Origin of the sequence: Streptomyces sp. NPDC059456 (assembly GCF_042750055.1) — a bacterium.
GTDB lineage: Bacteria > Actinomycetota > Actinomycetes > Streptomycetales > Streptomycetaceae > Streptomyces.
Genome location: NZ_JBHYVA010000776.1, coordinates 1 through 3,738 on the forward strand (window position 1 = coordinate 1; position 3,738 = coordinate 3,738).

Here is a 3,738-nt window from a genome sequence, read left to right on the forward strand (position 1 = left end):
CGCCAGGTGAGGTAGAGGGCGGAGGCCACGGCCGCGCCCCGGCCCAGCCAGGGCCACATGTCCTGGAAGGCCGCACCCAGCCCCTCGTCGGTGAGCGGTGTGCCCCAGCGGTGCTCCAGGCGGCCCCACAGCCACACCACCGCACCGGCGAAAACGGCCCCGGGCAGCCCGAACACCACCGCCTTGCGCTCGGTCGGCCCCAGCACCCGCGAGGCGTACGCCAGCAGCCAGCCGCCGATCAGCAGCAGCCACCACCCGGTCACCGCACCCGCCACCAGCACGACCGCCGCCAGCAGCAGGAAGGCGTGCGGCTTGGGCCGCGCGGCGGCGCCGGCCGCGGGCGCGGGGCCCGCGTCCGCCGCGGCTCCGGCCGCCTTGGCCTCCCGGCGCTTCCTCAGGTACGCCACGAGCCCCCGGACGCCGGACCCGGCGGCGTCGGCCCGCGCCCCCGCCGCACCCGCCGCACCCGCCGGGCCGGCCGGGCCGGCCGCGGGATCCGGATTGTCCTGCGCCGGATCCCGGAACAGCTCCGCGATCTCCACCCCGCCCGCGAAGCCCTCCACCTGCGGCCCCGCCCCGTACGGCCCCGGAGCCACCCGCCACCAGTCGGGCTCCGCCCCGCCGTCGGCCCCGAGTTCGTCGAGCCCGGCCAGGTGCGGCGGCGCGGGCGCGGTGTCCGCCGGGCGCGGCTCCGGCACCGCCTTGCGGCGCAGCCGGCCCGGTCCCCGCTGGGCGGGCACCGCCGGAGCCGGTTCGGGGGTGGCGGCCGCCGTCGGCGGGGCGGGGGACGCGCCCACGCCGTCGAGGACCTCCTCCGGCGTGCCGATCCGTTCCAGGATGCGGCGCACGGCCGCCGGGGTCTCCGGCTCGTACTTGGCGCGCCGCTGGTCGATCTCGTCCCGCAGCCTCGCCACCAGCCGCATCCGGTCCCCCGAGGACAGCTGGCGCCGCTGCGCCAAGTCCCCGACCCGGCTCAGATATTCGTAGACCAGATGGTCGCTCTCGATCCCCATGCCCGGCTCCTCCCGTGCCACCCACCGGAAAGGTAGCGCGTGCGCCCGTGGAGCGGCCGAGGGCGCAGCGGATACCGTTGGCCGGATGGGGACCGGCCGACGCGACCATGGAGGCGACCGTGCCTGAGCTGCCCGAGCCCAGCAGTGCTGCGGGAAGCGCCACAGCGAGCAGCGCCCCGCGCTCCCTCGCCGAGGCGCTGCGCGCCCGCGACGACGCGTCGCTCGGCGCCCTGCTGCACGCCCGCCCGGACCTGCTCGGCCCGGTGCCGGGCGACATCACGCAGCTGGCCACCCGGGCCGGTACCCGGGCCTCGGTGGTCCGCGCGCTGGACCGGCTCGACCGGTTCGCGCTGCAGACCGCGGAGGCCCTCGCGGTGGCCCCCGACCCGTGCCCGTACCCGGTGCTGGAGTCGCTGCTGGCCGGTGAGCACGGCAGCACCGCGGGCGCGGACAACGGCGCCCGCGCCGAACTCCCCCGCGCCCTGGCCACCCTGCGCGACCAGGCCCTGGTCTGGGGCGACGACGAACGGCTCCGGCTGGTCCGCACCGCCCGCGAGCTCCTCGCGCCGTCCGCCGGCCGGCCCTCCCCCACGGGGCTGGGCCCGACCGTCGCCGAGGCCACCGCCGGGATGTCCCCGACCCGGGTCCAGGAGATCGTGGCGGCCGCCGGGCTGCCCGCCACGCACGACCCGGTGTCCGCCGTGACCGCGCTGACCGGCCTGTTCACCGACCCCGAGCGGATGTCGGCGCTGCTCGACGAGGCCCCGGCCGAGGCCCACCAGGTGCTCGGCCGGCTCGTGTGGGGGCCGCCGTACGGGGAGGTCACGCCGAACCCGACGCCGCCCGTGCGCTGGCTGCGCGACCGCGGGCTGCTGCTGCCGGCGTCGGCGCGGACCGTCGTACTGCCCCGGGAGGTGGCGCTGCACCTGCGCGGCGGGCTCGCGCACCGGGTGACGGAGCCGCTGGCCCCGGACGTGCCCGCGGAACGCGAACACCGTCCACAGCTTGTGGACGCCAACGCGGCCGGGCAGGCGCTGGCCGCGCTGGCCACGGTCGAGGAGCTGGTGAAGTCCTGGGAGCACGCCGGACCGCCGGTGCTGCGGGCGGGCGGCCTGTCCGTACGCGACCTGAAGCGGACCGCGGCCACCTTGGACGCCACCGAGCCGGCGGCCGCGTTCTGGATCGAACTCGCCTACGCGGCCGGACTGCTGGCCAGCGACGGGGAGGCCGACGAACGGTACGCGCCCACCCCCGCCTTCGACGACTGGACCGAACTCCCGCCCGCCGAGCGGTGGTCGGCGCTCGCCGCGGCCTGGCTGCCCGCCACCCGCACCGCCGGTCTGGTCGGCGACCAGGACTCCAAGGGCCGCACCCTGTCCGCCCTGGGCCCCGAACTCGACCGCTCCGCCGCCCCCGAGGTCCGCCGCCGCGTCCTCGAACTCCTCGCCGCGCTGCCCGAGGGCGGCTCCGCGAGCCAGGACGCCCTCCTGGCCCGGCTCGCCTGGGAACGCCCCGTACGGGGGACGAGCGAACTGCGCGCCCGCCTCGCGCAGTGGACGCTGACCGAGGCCGAGGTGCTCGGCGTCACCGGCCGCGGGGCACTCGCCGGACACGGCCGGGCGCTGCTGGAGCACCGCGACCCGGCGCCGCTGCTGGCGCCGCTGTTCCCGGAGCCGGTGGACCACGTCCTGCTCCAGGCCGACCTGACGGCGGTGGCGCCCGGGCCGCTGCGCCGGGTGCTCGGCGACGTGCTGGCCGTGCTCGCCGACGTGGAGTCGAAGGGCGGGGCGACGGTCTACCGGTTCACGCCCGGCTCCGTCCGGCGGGCCCTGGACTCCGGGCGGACCGCCTCGGACCTGCACGCCTTCCTCGCGGAGCACAGCACCACCCCGGTTCCGCAGCCGTTGGCGTACCTGATCGACGACGTGGCCCGCCGGCACGGGCACCTGCGGGTCGGCGCGGCGTCCTCGTACGTGCGCTGCGACGACGACGGCATGCTGAACGAGATCCTGGCCGACCGCCGGTCCACCGGGCTGGGCCTGCGGCGCCTGGCCCCGACCGTGCTGGCGGCGCAGGCCGAACCGGGCGCCCTGCTCGACGGGTTGCGGGCGATGGGCTACGCGCCGGCCGCGGAGTCCCTGACCGGCGACGTCGTCGTCGCGCGGGCCGATGCCCACCGGACGCCGCCGCGTTCGGCGCCGGTCCCGGTGCCGGACGGCCCGCCGGTACCGGACGCGACGCTGCTGGGCGCGGCCGTACGGGCCATCCGCGCCGGCGACCTGGCGGCGACGGCGGTGCGCAAGGAGCCCGCGGACCCGGCCGCCGCGGCCGCGGTGCCGGGCGAACTCCCGCGCACGAGCGCGGCGGAGACCCTGGCCACGGTGCAGGCGGCCGCGCTGACCGGGTCGGCGGTGTGGATCGGGTACGTGAACGCGGACGGCGCGGCGAGCCAGCGGGTCATCGCCCCGGTCCGGGTGGAGGGCGGCTTCGTCACCGGGTACGACCACACGGCCGACGAGGTCAGGACGTACGCGCTGCACCGGATCACCGGGGTCGCGGAGCTGGCGGACGAGCACCTGTAACGCGGCCGGTCGGCGGAAAACGGCTGGCCGGGCGGGGCCTCCGCGCCGCACCCTGGCCGCATGCAACACGAGACGCACACGCACGCCCCGGCCCCGGCCCCCGCGGCGGGGGCGGGTCCGGACCCGCCGATCCCCGCCCCCCC

The 3,738-nt window shown here is 78.4% G+C and carries 2 protein-coding genes; one reads left to right on the forward strand and one right to left on the reverse strand.

The window, feature by feature from the left end; genetic code table 11:
* A partial coding sequence (locus ACFXA3_RS38245) for a hypothetical protein (RefSeq protein ID WP_385195228.1) occupies positions 1–1,013 on the reverse strand: 1,013 nt, incomplete at its 3' end.
* A 107-nt stretch (positions 1,014–1,120) separates the two neighbouring features.
* Here ACFXA3_RS38245 and ACFXA3_RS38250 point away from each other — a divergent pair.
* Complete coding sequence (locus ACFXA3_RS38250; protein ID WP_385195230.1) at positions 1,121–3,595, forward strand: helicase C-terminal domain-containing protein; 2,475 nt, start codon at positions 1,121–1,123, stop codon at positions 3,593–3,595.
* Positions 3,596–3,738: the final 143 nt, after the last annotated feature.